Raw genomic sequence first — 20,012 nt, forward strand, 5'->3', positions numbered from 1 at the left:
TGGTCCAATGAACAGGTGTCAACACGCGAACCATCCCTGTATTCGGCATGTCGCGCCAGGTTGCTGCCGACCGGGCAGGTCCCTCCGGAAGTGCTCTACCAACGTCGGCGGCAAAGCCCGGACCGGCTGAACAACTCGGCGCGGCGCACCTATGACCTGCTGCGCTCGACGCTGGTCAGCACGGGCAGGCAGATGCCCCTCGTGGAGCGAGACCTCACCGACGCGCTGTCGGCGAGCCGCAACACAGTGCGGGCCGTGCTCCAGCAGCTCGCCCGCGAGGGACTCGTCACCCGTGAGCCTAAGAACGGCACCAGGGCCACCGGTTCGCTGCTCCTGCGCATCGACCAACTCAGCCCGGTCGCCCAATTCACGACCGAACCGTCCAGCACCGTCGAGGCGCGCACTCTGGAACGTCGGCAGCTCGGCTGCCCGCCGATGGTGCGCGACAGGCTACGTCTGCCCGTCGGCTGGACGGTGCTGATGATCGAAAGCCTCGTGGTGGAAAACGGTCTGCCGCTGGGGCTGTCGGTCAACTACATCGCCCTCGGCGAGGACCAGTCGCCGGACTTCGACGTCGACGAGGCCGACGTGATCCTGATCCTCGAGCGCCAACTCGGGGTTCGCATCGGCGGCAGCCAAACCACGATCGGCGCGGTCGCCGCTGACGAGCAGACCGCCGAGCTCATCGGTGTCGACATCGGCGCTCCACTCGTCTGGCTCGAGGACGTCATCGAGGATGACAACGCCCAGCCGCGCGCGCTCGCCCAGCTGCGGCTGCGGGGTGATCGAGTCGCCTTCTCCGCCAACGCTTATCGCTCCGCGTGACGCCAGCAGCGTGGCGACGAGCGCGACCAGCCCCACGAAGGCCGACAGCAGCATTGCCAGCTGCGCACCGAGCAGGCTGGACGTTACGCCGAGGATCACCATGCCCGTCGGTAGCGCGACGCCGATGGTCGTGGTGATCAGCCCGAGCGCGGCGGCGCGTTCGTGCGGTGCGACCGCGGTGAACGGCAACGTCGCCTGCGTCGAGCCAAAGAGGGCCTGGCCGATTCCCGCGAGACCCAAGGCAAGCAGGGCGACGGTCAAAACCGGGGTGTAGGAAAGTATCCCGAGCCCGAACAGGCACAGCACAACGCCGACGGTGTACGTCGGGATCGGATGCCGCGCCGGCCGGACGATCAGAGCCGCGGCGATCACCAGTTGCACTATGCCGGCGGTCGCGCCGATCACGCCTGCCATCGCCGGGCCTGCACCCAGGTGCTTGGCGATGACGGGCACCAGCGGTGTGAACGCGAAGTAGCACAGATTGCAGATCAACGTCACCAACAGGATCACCGCCAGTGGCCGCGAGGTGCGCATCAGCCGCCAGTGGGCATTGCGCCCGGTTGTCGCAGTTGCCGTCTCGCGCGGTTGGGCCGGAAGGTGGCGAGTCGAGAGCCACAGCAGCGGCGCCGAGCAGGCGAGCAGCGCGGCCGGAACGCCGAACGCGACGCCAAGACCGAATTTCGCAATGGTGACCCCCCCGATGAGCGGCCCCAGCATCATGGCGCTCGCCATGCCCGCGAGTTCGGTGTTCAGCACGCGCATCGAACGAAGCGGGCCTGCGATCCCGAACAGCAGTGCGCGCTGCGCGGTCATGTTGACCATGCCACCGAATCCGTACGCCAACTCGTACGGGAAGACCATCCACGTCGCGACGGCTCCGCTGCCGACGAGCACGGCCATCAACACCGAAATAGGCAACAGCACAAGCTCGGTGACCAGAACCAGTTTGCGGTGGTCGAGGTCGACCCGGGTGGACACGTAGGTGCCGAGCAACATCGGGGCGAACATCGCAACGCCGACGAACTGGTTGGCGATCGGCTGCCCACCCAGATGCGTGACCAGGTACGTCCCCAGAAACAGGCCGCCCCACCGCGTGAGATGCCACATCCACGAGCTGATCAGCAGCCAGGGCAACGAACCGCCCAACGGTTCGCGTGTCAGAGTGCCACCCGCGGATCCGCGATCGACTGCATGAGGTCGACGGCGATGTTGGTCAGCACATAGAGCAGTCCAACGGCCAGGGTCACCCCGGCGATCGCGTTGAAATCGGCCTTGTCGATGGCGCGGGAGATGTACAGGCCGATACCCGGTCGGGCGAATATCAACTCGACGAGAATGCAGTTGCCGACCATCAGCGCGAGCTGCAGACCGATCAATGCGAACACCGGCCCGACGGAGTTGCGCAGCGAATGGATGATCAGGATCTGCTTCTCCCCCAGCCCTTTTGCTCGCGCCGTTCGGGTGTGGTCGGCACGCTGCGTCGCTTCCAGGCTGCTGCGCAACACCCGCCCGACGGCAGCGGCGGGTGTCAACGCCAGGCAAAACGCAGGCAGCACAAGGTGATACAGGTCGTCGAGGAACACTTCGGGTCGCCCGGCCAGCAGGCTGTCGACGAGCAGGAAGTGCGTCGGACCGGCCGGGGCGTCGACGTAGGACGTTTGATCGGTGACCGGCAGAATGTTGAGCCAGCGGTAGAACACCAGCATGCCGAGCAGGCAGGCCAGAAACACCGGCACCGACGCTCCGGACACCATCATCACCCGCAGCGCTCCGGACCCGCGCCAGCCCTGTGCCGTGGCCAAGCCCATGACGAAGCCGATGAGCACCGTGAAGATGAGCGCAACGCAGAGCAACTCGAGTGTCACCGGTAAGAATTGCGCGAGGTCGGACAGCACGGGGGTGCGGGTGACGCTCGACTCGCCGAGATCGCCCCTGACCGCGTGCGTCAGATACTGCCAAAACTGCACCGGCAGTGGGGAATCCAGGCCCAACTTGTGCCGTGCTGCCTCGTACACCTGCGGTGAGGCCTTGGCGCCGACCAGCGCGGCGACCGGGTCCACCGGCGCCACCTTCTGCAGCGTGAACACTGCGAGGATGAGCACGAGCAGAACGGGGATCGCGCCGAGCAGGCGGCGGGGTAGGACGGTCAGCATCAGCGGTCGCGGATCCGGTCACGGATCGCATCGCCCGCGAAGTTCGCGACGATCGCGATGACCGCAACGGCGAAAGCAGGCACGATCGGAATCCACCAGGCGCTGAAGATGTAGGTGACGCCCTGTGCGCTCATCGAGCCGAGTTCGGGCGCAGGTTGGGGCGCACCGAGACCCAAAAACGACAGGCCTGCCACCATCAGAACCAGAGCCGCGATGTCGAGGCTCGCTGTCACGATCGTGACGGGTATCGCACCGGGCAGCAGATGGCGATACATCAGCCGCCACCAACCGACGCCGCCCACTTTGGCCGCTTCCAGGTGCGGCGAGGCTTTCAGCCTTCGGACCTCCGAGCGCACGATCCGCGTGTACAGCGGCCACCAGACGATCGCGACGCCGATCAGCGTATGGGTGTAGGACCGCCCGATCGCGGCCACCACCGCCAGTGCAAGGATCGGTCCCGGAAGCGAGAGGAACGCATCGGTCACGCGCATCAGCACGGCGTCGAACCAACCGCCGCACGCTCCTGCGACCAGCCCGACAAGACCACCGAACACCACGCCGAACGCGCACACCGCAAGAGCACCGAACCAGCTGCTCTGCATGCCGGCCAGGACCCGGCTGAGCACATCACGCCCGACGGTGTCGGTGCCGAGCAGGTTCGCGGCGTTCGGGGCCGTCATCGGCTGCCCGACCGCTGCCAGCGGGTCGTACGGCGCGATCTGCCTTGCGAAGATAGCGATCAGCATCACCGCGGCCAACGCGCCGAATGCGACGTAGCTGGGCAACGATGTGCCATGGAAGTATTGCCGGACCGAGAACCCGACACGGCTTCGGTACCGCACAAGTGGTGCCGGTACGTAGTATTCCGCGACCGCCATTGACGCCTCCTTGTGAAATCGCTGTGGTTAGAACTCGCGCAGCGTCTGCCGCAAGGTCGACTGCGTGTATTCGGTGCGGGTCAGTCCAAGTCGCTGCAATTCGGGCACCAGCCCGTCGGTGATCGACGAAATGTAGTTGCGGTTCAAGTCCCAGCCCGGCTTCATGATCAGGAAGCCGTCACCGCCGATCTCTTCCATCGTCTCGCCCATCTTGCGGGCTACCTGCCCTGGCGTTCCGATGAACTCGACGCCGGTGGTAGCCCAGTCAATCGCCAACTGCCGCAGCGTCTTTGGTCCAGGGCTGCCGTCGCCACGCATGAAGTGCTCGAGCGAGCCGCGCTCCCCGTTCGTGGTCAGGCCGTCGGGAAGTGGCTTGTCCCAATCGAACTGCTTGAAGTCGATCTCGGTGTTGGACGAGATTCCGGCCAGCTGCTTTTCAATGTAGCTGTCGAGTGCGGTGAGACGGTCGATCTGTGCTCTCGCCTCATCCTCGCTGGCGGCGACCACCGGTGACACACAGAACATGAGCTTCACGTCGTCGGGGTTGCGGCCCGCCGCCTCGGCGCGGGCCCTGATGTCGTCGCGATACGCCTTCATGCCTTCCGTGCCGGTGCCGACGGCGACGATCGCATCGGCGGCGCGGGCTGCAAAGGCCCGCCCACGCGGGGATGCCCCCGCCTGAAGGATGGTCGGCTTGTGTTGCGGCGACGGCACCGTGTTGAGCGGTCCCCGCGACTTGAAGTACTTGCCGACGAAGTCGATGGTGCGAACCTTCTTGAAGTCGGCATACGTGTGGGTCTCACGGTCCATCACGACGGCGTCCTCATCCCACGAATCCCACAGTTCGCATACCAGGTCGTAGTACTCGTCGGCGACGTTGTAGCGCTCGTCGTGCTCGGGCAGCGCGTCGAGGCCGAAGTTCTGGGCGGCCCGGTCCTCGGCCGAGGACACGATGTTCCAGCCGAAGCGGCCCTCGGCGATCGAGTCCACCGTCGAGGCCAGCCGCGCCAACAGGTATGGCGGATAGAACGACGTCGACATCGTCGCCACCACACCGAGTTTCGAGGTGTTCGCCGCGATCAACACCGCCAACGGGATCGGATCGTGCTTCGGTGCGAACACCGAATTCTTCAGCGAGCCCTCCATTGTGCCGCCATAGGAGTCGGCCACCATCACGGTGTCCTCGATCATGATGTAGTCGAAGCAGGCTCGTTCCATGCTCTTGGCCATGTCGACGTAGAACTTGCCGTTGGGCCAGTTCGCCACATCCGGCGATGCCCATGGCGTATCCCATTCCGGGGGGATGAAATTCATGAACCAACCCAGGTGGAACTTTTTCGTCATCTCCATCTCCTCATCACAGGCCCGCTCTATGTCTCATCGGATTCGCTGCCGTAGCAACGGCATTACGCCACCTGGTCGGCCGACGGGTCGTCGGTGGCGACCAGCAGGCATGAAGCCAGATGCCGGCTCGTTCCGTCGGTGGAGACCAATGTCGGCACTTTGCTGTCACAACCGTCCACCCGTTCTGCGCACCTGGGATGAAACGAGCAACCGGTCGGGATCGCCAGCGGGCTCGCCGGTTCGCCCGGCAGCCGCACTGGGTCGGTCCCCGGAGTCGGCACCGCGGCGAGAAGCGCCTTCGTATACGGGTGTTGGGGGCTGTTGATGAGTTCCTCTGTCGGCGCCACCTCGACGATCTGGCCGAGATACATCACAGCGATTCGATCCGAGATGAACCGTGCCGCGGCGAGGTCGTGCGTGACGAACATGACGGCCATCCCGAGTTCGCGGCGCAACTCCTGAAGGAGGTTCAGCACCGAAGCGGCGAGTGACGCGTCGAGCGCCGACGTCGGCTCGTCGCACAGCAGCAGACGCGGCGGCACGATGATCGCGCGCGCCAACGCGACGCGCTGACGCTGCCCACCGGACAGGCTGGTCGCCTTGACGCCCGCGACGTCCGGCGGTAGGCCGACTTGGCGAAGTGCTTGATCGACGCGATCGCGACGCTCGGTGCGACCTGTCGTCTTCAGCAGCCGCTCACCGACGATCTCGCCAACCGTCATCCACGGTGTCAGCGACGCGCCCGCATCCTGGAACACCATCTGGGGTCGCGATCCGAGATAGCTGACTGTCCCGTCCTCCGGGCGCATCAGCCCGGCCACGACGCGCAGCAGCGTGGACTTGCCCGAGCCGGATTCGCCGACCACCGCGATCGACTCACCGGCCGCGATGTCGAGGATGATGTGGCGCAGCGCGTGCAGGCTGTCACGTTTGAGCCAGCCGCGCCGCACCGCGAAGCGCTTGTCGATCCCGGTGATCTGCAACGCTTTTCGGCTATCGGCAACCTTAACCATCGGCGCGAACAGCGGAGTGTCCTCGCGAGTGCCCGCCTCTGTTGTCGCGTTGTCGACGATGCATGCCGCCACACCGGAATGCGTTGCGGCGGGGGTCGGTTCGGGCAGCGCGTCTGAACACGCGAGCACCGCGGCCGGACAGCGCGGTGAGAACGCGCATCCTTTCGGATGATTTCTGGGGTCGGGCGGCTGGCCCGGCAGCGCGTGAATCGCGCGACCGAGTGGCAGATCGAGATCCAGCCGCGAGTTCAGCAGTCCGACCGTGTAAGGGTGCGACGGCGCCCGCAGCACCTCGTCCATCGAACCGAGTTCGGCGACCCGTCCGCCGTACATCACCGCGACACGGTCGGCGATCTGGGACGCCACCCCGATGTCGTGGGTGACGACGATGAATGAAGTCCCCAGCTCGTTGCACAAGTCCCGGAGCAGACCGAGCACCTGCGCCTGCACCGTGACGTCGAGAGCTGTCGTCGGCTCATCGGCGATGACCAGATCCGGCTTGCCCGCGACTGCCATCGCGATCATCACGCGCTGGCGCAGTCCTCCGGATAGCTCGTGTGGGAAGGCTTTCATGCGCCGCTTCGGGTCGGGGACTCCGACGATCTCGAGCAGCCGCCCGGCCTCTTCGGAGTCCCCCGTCGCCTCGCTCACCTGCCTGCCGACCCGCATGGTCGGGTCCAGCGAGGTCATCGGATCCTGAAACACCGCGCCCAAGTGGGCCTTTCGCACCTGACGCCGTTCCGCTGGTGAGGCAGCGACCATGTCGATGCCGCAGACCTCTGCCCTGCCACTGATGATCGGTGCGGGCTCCCCTGCGAGCAGGCCGAGCAGCGCAAGGCCCATCACACTCTTGCCGGATCCGGACTCGCCGACCAGCGCGAGCACCTCGCCCGGCTGGACATCCATGCTGACGCCCCGAAGCGCGTGCAACGGAACCCCGCGGCGCTGGAAGGTGACGCGCAGATCGTGCACCCTGGCGCGCGGCGTGTTCTCGCTCATGGTTAGCCTCGATTCCCGTTGGGGTTCGATCGGGCGCCGGCGCCACGCAATCTCTTGGCATGAGCAAAGCCGCAACGGATGACGGAGTCACGTCGGAACTGTGTCGGTGAGATTGCGCCGATCACGGCGTCCGACGTCGCCGCGGCGCAATGAAGGCGTTACCCGAGGGCCGAAGCCAGGAAATCCGCACATTGTTGACTGCGGGGCATGACTGTTGTCGTGGTAGGAAATCCCAAGCCGATGTCGCGGACGCGTGCTGCGGCCGAGCTGGTTACCGAAAAGCTGACCGGCGTTGCGCCTCAACACGTTATCGATGTTGTCGACCTTGGCGCCGGCCTGCTGGGGTGGGGCGACCCCAAGGTGGCAGAGGCCAAGGCGATCGTGAAAGCCGCCGACTCCTTGGTGGTGGCGTCGCCAACGTTCAAGGCCACCTATACCGGCCTGCTGAAACTGTTCCTCGACCAGTTCGGGGCGGGCGAACTCGCTCAGATCACGACATTTCCGCTCATGCTCGGAGGCTCGTACACACATGCCCTTGCTCCCGAATTGACCTTGCGCCCAGTGCTTGTCGAGATCGGCGCCAGCTGCCCGGCGCCGAGCCTGTATCTGCTCGACTCCGACTACGAGACGTCCGAGGATCTGGAGAAATGGCTCACGGTCGCTCGCCGTTTCGTCCCGGCGGTGTCGTCGTGATCGCGGCGGCGGACGACCAGTTCGACCAGGCGCTGCTGCGCCAGGCGTTCGGCTGTTTCCCGAGCGGGGTGACCGCATTCTGCGGCCTGCTCGACGGCGTCGCCGAGGGGATGGCGGCAAGTTCGTTCACCTCGGTTTCGCTGGATCCGGCGCTGGTGTCGGTGTGTGTGGCCAAGTCATCGACCACTTGGCCGAAACTGGCACGGCTGCAGCGCCTTGGGCTGTCCGTGCTGGCCGGCGACCACGCGCCGGTGGCGCGGTCACTCGCGTCGAAGACCGGTGACCGGTTCTCCGATGTCGATTGGATGGCGACCGACAGTGGCGCGGTATTCGTCCACGGCGCGACGCTGTGGCTGGAGTGCGCACCGTACAAGCGAATCGATGCAGGCGACCATGAAATCGTGGTGCTGCAGATCGTCTCGCTGGCGATGTATCCGGATGTCGCCCCGATGGTCTTCCACCGCAGCAACTTTCACGAGCTCGCCCCTGTGCGCTAGGCCCGCTTGAGGGATTGCGGCCAGAAGATCGCCGGATAGAACGAGTTGTCTTCGACGCCGATCACGTAACTGTGCGCGATCGTGGAGTTCGGCGGAATGCAGAGCGGGATCCAGATCGCCTCGTCGACGACCATCTGGCTGCATTTCTGGTAGATCTGTTGTGCTTGCACCCAATCCGCCTGCTGGACCGCATCGTCCATCAGCTTGTCGAGCTCGGGATTCGAATACTGGTAGAAATTCAGCGGTTTGGCGCCGGTACGGAGCAGGATCCGGAGCGTCGTGTCCAGGTGTAGCGCATCACCGCCGAGAAAAGACACCAGCATGTCCGGCCGCTTCTCGGGTGCCTGGTTGGGCAGGTCGAATTCCTCGGCAACCGGCATTTGGCGCACCGTGACGTCGAGCCCGAACGCCGCAAGCTGGTTCTGGATGAGCTCGGCCATCTGCCCGCGGGGCGCTCCGCCGTCGGCGCTCCACGCGAGGTCGATCTTCTTCGAAGGAAGTGTCGGCACGATCGCCTTGAGCGCCGCTGTGTCGAGTTGCGACGGAAACGGCGCCAGTGCCGGGTTGAGGGTGAGCTCCGGCCACATCGCGTTCTGCACCTTCGCCAGCCCGCCCCATGCCGTGTCGACGATCGTTTTGCGGTCCAGGGCGGTGAGCATGGCCTTGCGGAGCGCCTTGTTCGCGAAGATGCCCGATGTCGGGTTGAGCCAGATCGCCTCGCCGACACCGCCGAACGAATTGACGACCGCGAACTGAGTGTTCTTCTGGTAGGCAAGCACGTCGGGGATTGCGAAACCCTTTGTCACCATGTCGAATGCGCCGGAATCCAGCTGTAGCTTCTGGGTCGCCACACTCGGCGTGATGTCGATGCGGATGCTCTTGAACACCGGCTTCTCGCCCCAATAATCACCGAATGCCTCGAGCGTGTAGTGGCTGCCGGTGACGAACTCCTTGATGATGTACGGTCCAGTGCCCGCGTCATGGGTTTTCAGCCACTCCTGCGCCATATCGTCGCCGACGGCATTCTTGGCCACGGCGGTCGGGCTGACCGCGAACGGCTGCCACGGGCAGGCGAGATAGTGCAAGAACGCGTTGTTTGGCTCCTTGAGCGTGACGACGAACGTCGTCGGGTCCGGCGCCTCGGTCTTGACCACACCCGCGACCATGTACGAGGGGCCCTGGTTGATCCTCCCGCGACGGTCGAAGCTCTTGGTCCACGCTTGCGCGTCGGCGATCGTTCCGTCGTGGAACTTCACGTTCGGTTGCAGCGTGAAGGTATACGTCAGTTGGTCCGGTGAGACCGTCCACGACTTCGCCAGACTCGGTAGGAAGTCCGAGGTGCCGGGTTTGTAGCGCACGAGTCCCTCATAGGCCGATTCCATCACCTGCACGCCCTCGCCCTCGTACATGATGTCGGGGTCGGGAACCTGCATGTCGGCCAGGAACGGCATGCGCAGGACAAGCGTCCCGCCGTTCCCCGAACCGCCCGGCGCGCCACCGCATGCGGCGATCAGAGCGGCGAGGCTGATGCCGCCGACGGTGATGCCACCTGCCTTCAGGAATGCGCGGCGGTCCCACTGCGGACCGGACGGGTTGCTCCGCGGGTGTGTTGTCTCGAACACGAATGCCTCCTACGTGGGTCAACGCTCGACCTGAGAGCACGGCATTCGCTGGCGTGCCATTTCGGAGCAGTAAATCGGCGGCGTGTGACGTCGCCGCTTCGCATCAGTGCACCGCGCATTACGCCGGGATTGCGACGGTTACTAGAACTCCAGCAGGTTCTCCCGGAACGTGCTGTGCTGGTATCCGTCCCTGATCAGCCCGCGTCTTCGCAACGCGGGCGCAAGGCCGTCGGCGATCTCGGCGATATTGCGCCGGGTGACGACCGGCGAAAGCAGGAAACCGTCGCCACCGACTTCCTCCATCGCCTCGCCCATCTTCGCCGCCACCGTGTCAGGCGAGCCGACGAACGCGAGACCGGCGTGGGTGTCGACGGTGGCGATCGCCTCGCGAAGCGTCTTGCCCCGTGCGCCTTCGATGAACGTGCGCAGCGTGCTCGTTTCACCGTTGCCCCACACGTCGGGCACCTCCTTGTCCAGATCGAAGGTGGAGAAGTCGAATTCGCCGCCCGACGTGTAACTCAAACCCCACAACGCCTTTTCGATCGCGTGGTCGCTCCAGCGAGCGGCCTTCATGTCGTCCTCGCGGGCCTGCGCGACGCGATCGGTGTCGCCGAGAATCGGGTCGATCAGGAACAGGATCTTGAGCGTGCTCGGGTCGCGGCCGTACTCCTTCATCCGGCGGTGCATGTCCTGCCTGAATGCCTTCATGCCCTCGATGCTGGTGCCGTGGGCGAGCATTGATTCCGCGTACTTGGCGGCAAGGTCACGCCCCGCGGGCGAAGCGCCGGCCTGCACGATCACCGGACGGCGCTGCGGTCCAGGAATCGTGTTGAGCGGGCCGCGCGTGCGGAAGTACTTGCCCTCGAAGTCGACGGTGTGCACCTTCGTGTGGTCGGCATACCGTGGCGTGTCCTCATCGACCAGGACGGCCCCTTCTTCCCACGAGTCCCACAGTGCCCCAACGGCTTCCATCCATTCCTTGGCCATCTCGTAGCGTTCGCTGTGCAACATGAGCTCGTCGTAGCCGTACTGCTGCGCCGCACGCGCCGAGCTGCTCGTCACCACGTTCAGGCCGACTCGCCCGTCGGTCAGGTGATCGAGGGTGGTCATGGTCCGAGCCGCCATGAACGGGTGGTAGAAGCTCGTCGACAGCGTGACCGCGATGCCGATGTGTTTGGTGCGCTGGGCCAGCAGCGGGATCAGCGGGACGGGGTCGCACTTGGGGGCCAGCATCCCGTACTTGAGCGTCGTCTCCATCGATCGGCCGTAAGCGTCCTCGACCATGCTGGTGTCCTCGACCAGCAGGTAGTCGAAGCGGGCGCGCTCCAGCGATGCGGCCAGATCGACGAAGAGGTCGCCCTTCATCCAGTCGTGGCCTGTGTTGCCCGCCCACGGATCAAGCGCCCATGTCTGTACCGAAAATCCACTGCCCATGAACCAACCCAGATGAAACATGCAACCAATGTGACGTGCAGATGTTTCGGCGCACGGGGACAGATGATTCCGCGCGCATTACGCCGCCGCAGAGCAGTGATCTGCGTCACCCCTCGTCACATCGCGGCGGTCGGCGGTGTCTTGAGGGCATGACTGAACACAACGGAAGCACAAACGTCGTCGTCATCGGCGGCGGCTATGCAGGCACCACCGCGGCCAACCACTTGCGGCAGCGCACCGACGTCGACATCACGCTGGTCAACTCCCGCCCGAAGTTCGTCGAGCGGATCAGGCTGCACCAGCACGTCGTAGGCAACTACGACGCGACTGTCGACTACGGCACGCTGCTCGGCGAGGGCGTCCGCCTTGTCGTAGACAGCGCGATCAGAATCGACACCGCTTCGCGCACCGTCGCCCTCGCGTCGGGTCGGGCGCTGGACTACGACTACGTCATCTATGCCGTTGGCAGCACCGGCGGTGCGCCCGCATCGGTTCCGGGCGCGGCCGAATTCGCCTATCCCATCGCCGAATTGGAGCTGGCGCAGCGGTTGCGTAGCGCGCTCGACGAGCTGCATCCTTCCGCCCCGATCACCGTCGTCGGCGCCGGGTTGACCGGCACCGAGACCGCGGCCGAGTTCGCCGAAGAGGGTCGCAACGTCACTCTGGTCTGCGGCGGCCAATTGCTTCCGACGCTGTCGGAGCCCGGCCGGCGCTCCGCGCGCAAGCGGCTCGGCAAGCTGGGCGTCACAGTGCTCGACGCCGACGTGGTGAAGGAAGTTCGCCGCGATGCCGTCGTCTTTGCAGACGGCGCAGTCCGGCCGAGCGCGCTGACCATCTGGACCGCGGGCTTCGGCGTGCCCGAACTGGCTGCCGCCAGCGGACTGCAGACTGATGGGATGGGCCGGCTGCTCACCGATGAATCGCTCACCAGCGTCGACGACCCGGGCATTGTGGCGGCAGGCGACTGCGCGGCCCCGTCGGGCCAGCCACTGCGGATGAGCTGCCAGGCCGCGGTGCCGTTGGGGGCGCGGGCGGCCGACACCGTGCTGAGCCGGATCGCAGGCACCGAGCCGGCTCCCATCGACCAGGCGTTCGTGGGATCCTGCGTCAGCCTGGGGCGGCACGCCGCCACGGTGCAATTGGCCCGCAAGGACGACACGCCCGTGAATTTCTACTTCGGCGGCCGACTCGGCGCGGCGCTCAAGGAGGCCATCTGCAAGGGCACGCTGTGGGGCATCCGCCACGAGGCGCGCAAGCCAGGCTCCACCTTCGTGATGAAGGGCGGCAGGCGTCCTTCTGCTCCACTGCGCCAGGTGGTCACGGAATCGTGACCACCTCGTCGACGGAACACGCCGAGCGGTTCACGCATCTGCGGCCGCTGCTGTTCACGATCGTCTACGAAATACTGGGCTCAGCAACGGAATCCGATGACGTGCTGCAGGACAGCTATCTGCGGTGGGCCGAAGTGGACCTCGCGACGGTGCGGGATACGAAGTCGTATCTGGCGCAGTTGGTGACCCGTCAGGCGCTGAATGCGTTGCGCGCAGGCGCTCGTCGACGCGAGGACTACATCGGCCCGTGGCTGCCCGAACCACTGCTGCTCGACGAGTGCGACGCCTCTAGTGACGTCGTGCTTGCCGAGTCGGTGTCGATGGCGATGTTGGTACTGCTCGAGACACTCACGCCCGATGAGCGCGCGGTGTTCGTGTTGCGCGAGGTGTTCGGTTTCGACTACGACGAAATCGCCGGAGCGGTAGGCAAATCCGTCACGACGGTGCGCCAGGTCGCGCACCGTGCCCGCGGGCACGTGCATGCGCGGCGCAAGCGCTTCGAGCCCGTCGACTCCGCTCGGACCACAGAGCTGACGGAGCAGTTCCTGACCGCAGCATCCACCGGTGACTTGGACGGGCTGATGTCGATGCTCGCGCCGGATGCCGTGTGGACCGCCGACAGCAACGGCAAGGCCAGCGCTGCCCGCCGCCCGGTCGTGGGCGCGGACAGGGTGGCCAAGGCGATCATCGGAATCTTCCGACTCGGGCAGAAGCTGCCGAACGTGCGAATCGAGACGGCGGTGTACAACAGTGCGCCTGCGGTCGTCGTCTACAGCGGCGATCACCTAGAGGGTGTGTTCCTGGTGGAGGTCGTCGACGGCAAGATCACGCACTTCTACGCAATGCGCAACCCGGACAAGCTGGTGGGCATCGCGGTCCCGCGGGTGATCAGCCGCTAGCCCTCTGTCACGCTTGATCTGTGCGTATCGAGCGGCTCGGCGACTTGGGCGAAGCACCCGGGGTGCTGAGCGCGATCGCCGCAGGTGCACTGCGGTATGGCCATGCGCCGCCAGCCGCACTGATCGGCGACTGGTTTGGCTCCGCGGCGGTCATCGCTCCGTCGCTGAAGGCCGTCGCCGTTGACGACGTCTTCGCGGTGCCCACCGGTGAATCCGGCCGCGCGATCGGCGGTGGCTGGTTCGGGTATCTGTCGTATCCCGACGGCGGCGTCGACGGCCGTGGTCCACGAATTCCTGTAGCCGCAGGCGGCTGGTCGGATTGCGTGTTGCGGCAGGACCGCGATGGGCAGTGGTGGTATGAAAGCCTTTCCGGCACAGCGCTTCCGGAGTGGGTGGCCGAAGCCATTGACCGACGTGTGCCGCCGCGGCACTTCCACATCGAGTGGGACGACGCCGACCGGGATGCTCACCACCGCGGCGTGCTCGAGTGCCTGGAAGCGATTGCAGCGGGAGAGATCTACCAGGCGTGTGTGTGCACGCAGTTCTCGGGCCGCATCGACGGTGCACCAATCGATTTCTTCGTCGACGCCGTCGAGCGGACGTCTCCCGCGCGCGCCGCATATGTGGCCGGCGCGTGGGGCGCGGTGGCGTCGTTGTCGCCGGAACTGTTCCTGCGGCGTCGCGGTGAGACGGTGACGTCGAGCCCGATCAAGGGCACGCTGCCGCGGGACGCCGATCCGGCGGCACTGCGGGCCTCGGTCAAGGACGTCGCGGAGAACATCATGATCGTCGATCTGGTCCGCAACGACCTTGGCCGCGTCGCGATGACGGGCACCGTCACGGTGCCCGAGTTGTTGGCGGTCGAACCGGCGCCGGGCGTGTGGCATCTGGTGTCGACGGTGTCGGCGCGCGTCGGGGTCGGCGTGCCACTCGGTTCGGTGTTGGAAGCGACGTTCCCGCCAGCGTCTGTGACCGGCACGCCGAAGCTGCGGGCCCGTCAGCTGCTACGCGGCTGGGAGCCTCATCGCCGCGGAGTGTATTGCGGCACAGTCGGTTTAGCGTCACCCGTCGCAGGATGCGAGCTGAACGTGGCGATCCGGACGGTGGAGTTCGACGCTGCTGGCAACGCGGTCCTTGGCGTGGGCGGCGGCATCACCGCCGACTCCGACCCCGACCGCGAATGGGAGGAGTGCCTGCACAAGGCGGCACCGTTCATCGGCCGTCAAAGTGACACTTGCCGACCCGGCAACAGCGCGGCCGTCCAGCCCGCGTTATCCGAGACGTAGAAGCCGATTTCGCCAGCGGCCGTCGCAACAATCAGGTGCTTGCGCCCGCCAACCACCGAACCGTTGAACACGGCTGCCTCGCGAACGCCGGTGATCGCGGCGACGGGGATGTCGATCGCCTTGCCGGTCAGCGTCCGAAAAACCAGGCGTCGCTTCGTCAGCGCGATCAAACCGTTGTTCTTGACCATGGGGTAGCCAGGCGCCGTCGCCCCTCGATAGTTGCCCTTCTCGGGCGGGCGGACAACGGTCTCGCTCTGCAACTCGGTCGCCAGCTCGGCCGCAACTCGGCGGCTGCGGCGCCGAAACCACACGATGATCGGAATCCAGATCAACGCCTGCACAGCCAGAATCCCGACGACCAGTAAGACAACAAACACCGCGGTACTCACCGTGGCCCACCCCTCTCAGCGGCGTGCGCGCAACACCGCATCGTAGAGCTCACGGCGTGACGGCGCCCCCGGGTTCTGCTCAACAACTTGCGCGCACGCATCCTTGACGCGCGCTCCGTCGTCAACCAGCGCGGTGACTTCAGCAACGAGCGTGTCGATGTCGGCCTTCGGGGTCGCCCCGGCGAGCACGACCGTGATCTCGCCGAGCACGCCGTCGCTCGCCCACTTTGCGAGCTCGCCGAGCGTGCCGCGGAGAATTTCCTCGTGCGTCTTGGTCAGCTCGCGGCAGACGACCGCCTTGCGCCCAGGACCGAGCGCTTCGACCGCGTCCCTCAGCGTGTCGGGTAACCGGCGTGGCGATTCGAAGAACACGCATGTGCGTGGCTCGGCGGCGAGCGCCTTGAACCAGGACACGCGTGCGGCGTGCTTACGCGGGGCGAACCCCTCGAAGCAGAACCTGTCCGCCGGCAGACCCGACACCGCGAGCGCCGTGGTGACCGCCGACGGGCCCGGCAGGCACTGAACCTGTGCGCCTGCCCCGATGCAGGCCGCGACTAGCCGATAGCCCGGATCGTTGATCAGCGGCATGCCCGCGTCACTGACCAGGAGGACCGTCGCCCCGGCCTGGATGTCGTCCACCAGCGCAGGCACCCGCGACGCCTCGTTGGCGTCGTAAAGGCTGAGCACCTTGCCGCGGGGCTTGACCTCGAGGGCTGCGGCCAGCGTGCGGATGCGCCTGGTGTCCTCGGCGGCGATCACGTCGGCGCTCGCCAGCGCCTTGACCAGCCGCGCGGATGCGTCCGTCGGCTGGCCCAGCGGCGTGGCGCCGATGAGCAGTCGGCCGGTGGACATGGGAGACAGCCTACGATCGCTGTCGTGACCGCCCTGGCCGATGAACTCGTTGCCAAGGGGCGCGCGGTTCCCGTCATCAGCCCCGCGCCCCTGGTGCCCGTCGCTGACTTCGGCCCGGTTGACCGGCTGCAGGGCTGGGCGATGACGGCGGTCATCACGGCGCTGGCGGCGATAACGCGTTTCCTGAACCTGGGCTCGCCGACCGATGCGGGCACCCCGATCTTCGACGAGAAGCACTACGCGCCGCAGGCATGGCAGGTGCTGCACAACCACGGTGTCGAGGACAACCCCGGCTATGGGCTGGTGGTGCACCCGCCGGTCGGCAAGCAGCTGATCGCGATCGGTGAGGCGATCTTCGGATACAACGGGCTGGGCTGGCGGTTCAGCGGCGCGGTGTGCGGCATCATCCTGGTGCTGCTGGTCGCGCGGATCGGGCGACGGATCAGCCGGTCGACATTGGTCGGCGGGATGGCCGGGCTGTTGTTGATCGGCGACGGCGTCAGCTTTGTCGCATCGCGTACGGCGCTGCTGGACGGCTTCCTGGTGGTGTTCGTGGTGGCGGCGTTCGGCGCTTTGATCGTCGACCGCGATCAGGTACGCGAGCGCATGCACGTTGCCTTGCTGGAAGGCCGCATCAGTGAGACGCCGTGGGGGCCCCGGCTGGGGGTGCGGTGGTGGCGGTTCGGCGCTGGCGTGCTGCTCGGATTGGCTTGTGCCACAAAGTGGTCCGGACTGTACTTCATCGTGTTCTTCGGCCTGATGACGCTCGCCTTCGACATCAACGCGCGCAGGCAGTATCGGGTGCCGCGGCCATGGGTCGGGGCGTTGCGGCGAGACCTCGGCCCGTCGTTGTATGCGTTGGTGCTGATCCCGTTCGGGGTGTACCTGGCGTCGTATTCGCCGTGGTTCGCGTCGGAGACGGCGGTGAATCGGCATGAGGTCGGCAATTCCATCGGGCCCGACAGCGTGCTGCCCATTCCGGACGCGTTGCGCTCGCTGTGGCATTACACATACGCCGCGTATCACTTTCATTCCGGCCTGACCAACGCAGCGGGCAATCACCATCCATGGGAGTCCAAGCCGTGGACGTGGCCGATGTCGTTGCGGCCGGTGCTCTACGCGATCGACAACCAGAACGTGCCGGGGTGTGGGGCGCAGTCGTGTGTGAAGGCCGTGATGCTGGTCGGCACGCCGGCGATGTGGTTCATCGCGGTGCCGGTGCTGGGGTGGGCGCTGTGGCGGGCGTTCGTCAAACGGGACTGGCGGTATGGCGCGCTGCTGGTCGGCTACGGCGCGGGATTCCTGCCGTGGTTCGGCGACATCGACCGGCAGATGTATTTCTTCTACGCGGCGACGATGGCGCCGTTCCTCGTGTTGATGATCGCGATGATCCTGGGCGACATACTGCACAAGCCGAACCAGAACGCGGAGCGGCGAACACTGGGCTTGATCGCCGTGTGCTGCTATATCGCGCTTGTCATAACGAATTTCGCGTGGATGTATCCGATCCTGACGGGTCTGCCCATCTCGCAGGCGACGTGGAATATGCAGATCTGGCTGCCCTCTTGGCGCTGAATTTTGCACTCAAGGCTGTAGTTCGGCGTTATCCACAGCCCTAGGCGCAAAATCGAGGCGATAACCGCGGAACTGTCGGCGTTGACCGAGAGCATCGCGGCATGCGTGAGGTGTTCATCGGCAGTGAGGCGTTGGCCAGCGGTGGCCTGACGCGCGCGCAGCTACGTTGGAACTACCGCACGATGTTCCCTGACGTCTACTTTTCCAAGCTTGCGGTGCCATCGCTTCAGCTCCGTACCGTCGGCGCGTGGTTGTGGTCGAAGCGCGAAGGCGTGATCGCCGGTCGAGCCGCGGCCGAACTCCACGGTGCGCTGTGGATCGACGCGACAACGCCCATCGAGATGATCTGGCGATGCGGTCGCCCTCCCGCTGGCATCGTCGTGCACACCGAGCGAATAGACGCCGAAGACATCATGCTGGTCGGCGGAATCCCCGTCACGACACCGGAACGAACTGCCTTCGACATCGCTCGACACCTGCCGCGTGATCTCGCGATCCGACATCTCGATGCGCTCGCTCGGGCCACTGGCATCAAAGTGACCGATGTCCAATTGCTCGCTGATCGTTATCCGAGGGCACGCGGACTGCCACGATCGCGAATAGCGCTGCCGCTGATGGATGGTGGGGCTGAATCGCCGCAGGAAACACGAGTCCGGCTGATCCTCATCGACGACGGGTTGCCGCCGCCACACACTCAGATCAGAGTGAGCGACGGAGTGTGCGAGGCATTTCTCGACATGGGCTACCACGAGCCGATGGTGGGCTTCGACTACGACGGCGAGCAACACCAAGCCAACCGCAATCGGTACGTGCACGACATCGGCCGAGCAGAACTGGTCGATCGTGAGGGCTGGATCGACATCAAGGTTGTCGCCGAACACAGCAGGCGATTCATCCTGCACCGTGCGCACGAAGCATTCGACCGACGCGGGTGGACACCTCCAAAATTGCAGTGAGGGTTGTGAATTCGACGAAATTATAGCCGTGAGTGCAAAATTGGATCCCGACTAGAGCGGGTCGCGCGCCGCCGGGCATGACATGCAGCGGGGTCCGCCGCGACCGGTGCCCAGCTCGGACGCCGCGATCGGCAGCACCTCGATGCCCGCATCGGCAAGCCGCGCATTGGTTTCCGTGTTGCGCTCGTATGCGATCACCACGCCCGGCGCCAGCGCGAGCGTGTTGTTGCCGTCGTCCCACTGCTCACGCTCCGCGGTCACCGGGTCCAGGCCCGTCGCGATGACCCGCAGCTTGTCAATGTGCATCGCCGCAGCGGCCGCCTCCACGAACGGTACCGCGTCGTCGATCTTCACACCCCCGGCACCGTCGCGGTGAATTGTGAACGCCGACAACGAGTCCACAATCTTCGGGTACATCACGACCGCATCGACGTCGACCATCGTGCACACCGTGTCCAGATGCATCTGCGCACGCTCCTGCGCGATCGGCACCGCCAGCACCGTATGCGCCAAGTCATCGTCGAACAGGCTGCGCGCCAACGCTTCCGCGCCCGCGGGTGTCGTCCGCTCCCCCACCCCAACCGCAACGACGCCCGGCGCCAGCAGCAGCACGTCGCCACCCTCGACCGGCGCCGACCGCGACTCGTATGCCCGCCGCACCCCGAGGAACCGCGGATGGTGCGCGTAGATCAGGTCGGTCAGCGATGTCTCGCGCACCCGCGCAGGCAATGCCAGCGACGGGATCGCCACCCGCGGCCCGATCCAGAACGACGAGTCGCGTGTGAACAACAGATTCGGCAGCGGCTCGATGACGAAGTCCCCGCCATGGTGCATGCGCCGCACCAGCGACAGGTCGCCCCCAGACAGCGGCAACTCGTTGAACGTCATACCCGCCATCAGCACCCGCGCCAGCGGGCCCGCGTCCAGCGTCCGCAGATACGCTGAAAGCTCTTGCGCCAGCGGCAATCCCAGTCGTCGCGAATCGACAGCCGCCGATATGCCATGCATCCGCGCCGCGCCGCTGTGCGAAAGCGCCTCGGTCAGCAGATCCGCGAGCAACAGCACCTCGACTGCCCGCGACTCCAGCAACTCCGTGAACGCGTCGTGCTCCTCCTGCGCCTTGGACACCCACGGCAGCCCGTCGAACAGCAGTGCGTCGTTGTTGCGCGGTGTGAGCCGCTGCAACTCCGCCCCCGGCCGATGCAGGATGACGGTCCGCAGCGTGCCGACCTCGGAGTCGCAGCCCAACTTCACATCTAGCACCGT

General features: G+C 65.8%; 17 protein-coding genes and 1 pseudogene. 8 read left to right on the forward strand and 10 right to left on the reverse strand.

Translation table 11 applies throughout. From position 1 onward, the window contains the following. Positions 1–90 precede the first annotated feature (90 nt). Positions 91–825, forward strand: a complete 735-nt coding sequence (locus MYCSM_RS36220) for a GntR family transcriptional regulator (RefSeq protein WP_257720763.1) — start codon at positions 91–93, stop codon at positions 823–825. An 18-nt stretch (positions 826–843) separates the two neighbouring features. Here MYCSM_RS36220 and MYCSM_RS38425 read toward each other — a convergent pair. From MYCSM_RS38425 to MYCSM_RS25090, 5 genes and pseudogenes are all read right to left on the reverse strand, one after another. After that, a pseudogene (locus tag MYCSM_RS38425) lies at positions 844–1,932 on the reverse strand (MFS transporter); the annotation flags it as partial. Between the two features lie 50 nt (positions 1,933–1,982). Beyond that, complete coding sequence (locus MYCSM_RS25075; RefSeq protein ID WP_015308972.1) at positions 1,983–2,978, reverse strand: ABC transporter permease; 996 nt, start codon at positions 2,976–2,978, stop codon at positions 1,983–1,985. Beyond that, positions 2,978–3,856, reverse strand: a complete 879-nt coding sequence (locus MYCSM_RS25080; RefSeq protein ID WP_015308973.1) for an ABC transporter permease — start codon at positions 3,854–3,856, stop codon at positions 2,978–2,980. The genes MYCSM_RS25075 and MYCSM_RS25080 overlap by 1 nt, the downstream gene beginning before the upstream one ends. 27 nt (positions 3,857–3,883) lie before the next feature. Next, entirely contained in the window at positions 3,884–5,200 is a 1,317-nt protein-coding gene (locus MYCSM_RS25085; protein ID WP_015308974.1) for an NtaA/DmoA family FMN-dependent monooxygenase, read from the reverse strand. 62 nt (positions 5,201–5,262) lie between these two features. Beyond that, the gene (locus MYCSM_RS25090; RefSeq protein ID WP_015308975.1) at positions 5,263–7,212 is read right to left on the reverse strand and encodes a dipeptide ABC transporter ATP-binding protein; all 1,950 of its coding nucleotides are present in this window, start codon (positions 7,210–7,212) and stop codon (positions 5,263–5,265) included. Between the two features lie 207 nt (positions 7,213–7,419). Between MYCSM_RS25090 and MYCSM_RS25095 the strand changes: the two genes are divergently transcribed. Continuing rightward, entirely contained in the window at positions 7,420–7,905 is a 486-nt protein-coding gene (locus MYCSM_RS25095; RefSeq protein WP_015308976.1) for an NADPH-dependent FMN reductase, read from the forward strand. After that, positions 7,860–8,402, forward strand: a complete 543-nt coding sequence (locus MYCSM_RS25100) for a flavin reductase family protein (RefSeq protein ID WP_015308977.1) — start codon at positions 7,860–7,862, stop codon at positions 8,400–8,402. Before MYCSM_RS25095 ends, MYCSM_RS25100 begins: the two co-directional genes overlap by 46 nt. Here MYCSM_RS25100 and MYCSM_RS25105 read toward each other — a convergent pair. Beyond that, positions 8,399–10,024 (reverse strand): ABC transporter substrate-binding protein, encoded by a 1,626-nt coding sequence (locus tag MYCSM_RS25105; RefSeq protein ID WP_015308978.1) that lies wholly within the window; start codon positions 10,022–10,024, stop codon positions 8,399–8,401. The two genes, MYCSM_RS25100 and MYCSM_RS25105, sit on opposite strands and share 4 nt — an antisense overlap. 141 nt (positions 10,025–10,165) lie before the next feature. After that, positions 10,166–11,479, reverse strand: a complete 1,314-nt coding sequence (locus MYCSM_RS25110; RefSeq protein WP_015308979.1) for an NtaA/DmoA family FMN-dependent monooxygenase — start codon at positions 11,477–11,479, stop codon at positions 10,166–10,168. 128 nt (positions 11,480–11,607) lie between these two features. Here MYCSM_RS25110 and MYCSM_RS25115 point away from each other — a divergent pair, with 128 nt between their 5' ends. Genes MYCSM_RS25115 through MYCSM_RS25125 form a run of 3 tightly spaced genes read left to right on the forward strand, consistent with a single transcriptional unit; the run spans position 11,608 to position 14,974 of the window. Next, positions 11,608–12,789 carry an NAD(P)/FAD-dependent oxidoreductase gene (locus tag MYCSM_RS25115; protein WP_015308980.1) on the forward strand — a complete coding sequence of 394 codons (1,182 nt, stop codon included), beginning with the start codon at positions 11,608–11,610 and terminating at the stop codon, positions 12,787–12,789. Then, on the forward strand, positions 12,786–13,688 hold the full coding sequence (gene sigJ / locus MYCSM_RS25120; RefSeq protein WP_015308981.1) for an RNA polymerase sigma factor SigJ: 903 nt from the start codon (positions 12,786–12,788) through the stop codon (positions 13,686–13,688). Before MYCSM_RS25115 ends, sigJ begins: the two co-directional genes overlap by 4 nt. A 20-nt stretch (positions 13,689–13,708) precedes the next feature. After that, on the forward strand, positions 13,709–14,974 hold the full coding sequence (locus tag MYCSM_RS25125) for an aminodeoxychorismate synthase component I (RefSeq protein WP_015308982.1): 1,266 nt from the start codon (positions 13,709–13,711) through the stop codon (positions 14,972–14,974). On the opposite strand, the gene MYCSM_RS25130 is transcribed toward MYCSM_RS25125, so the two are convergent. After that, complete coding sequence (locus MYCSM_RS25130) at positions 14,911–15,363, reverse strand: hypothetical protein (RefSeq protein ID WP_157681394.1); 453 nt, start codon at positions 15,361–15,363, stop codon at positions 14,911–14,913. The genes MYCSM_RS25125 and MYCSM_RS25130 overlap by 64 nt on opposite strands. 15 nt (positions 15,364–15,378) lie before the next feature. Further along, complete coding sequence (rsmI, locus tag MYCSM_RS25135) at positions 15,379–16,215, reverse strand: 16S rRNA (cytidine(1402)-2'-O)-methyltransferase (RefSeq protein ID WP_015308984.1); 837 nt, start codon at positions 16,213–16,215, stop codon at positions 15,379–15,381. Positions 16,216–16,248: 33 nt separating this feature from the next. Between rsmI and MYCSM_RS25140 the strand changes: the two genes are divergently transcribed. Further along, entirely contained in the window at positions 16,249–17,790 is a 1,542-nt protein-coding gene (locus MYCSM_RS25140; protein ID WP_442928541.1) for a dolichyl-phosphate-mannose--protein mannosyltransferase, read from the forward strand. 101 nt (positions 17,791–17,891) lie between these two features. Further along, positions 17,892–18,746 (forward strand): type IV toxin-antitoxin system AbiEi family antitoxin, encoded by an 855-nt coding sequence (locus MYCSM_RS25145; protein ID WP_015308986.1) that lies wholly within the window; start codon positions 17,892–17,894, stop codon positions 18,744–18,746. Positions 18,747–18,797: 51 nt separating this feature from the next. On the opposite strand, the gene arcA is transcribed toward MYCSM_RS25145, so the two are convergent. After that, on the reverse strand, positions 18,798–20,009 hold the full coding sequence (gene arcA / locus MYCSM_RS25150) for an arginine deiminase (protein WP_041314950.1): 1,212 nt from the start codon (positions 20,007–20,009) through the stop codon (positions 18,798–18,800). Between the last annotated feature and the right edge of the window lie 3 nt (positions 20,010–20,012).

Source organism: Mycobacterium sp. JS623 (assembly GCF_000328565.1).
Lineage (GTDB): Bacteria > Actinomycetota > Actinomycetes > Mycobacteriales > Mycobacteriaceae > Mycobacterium.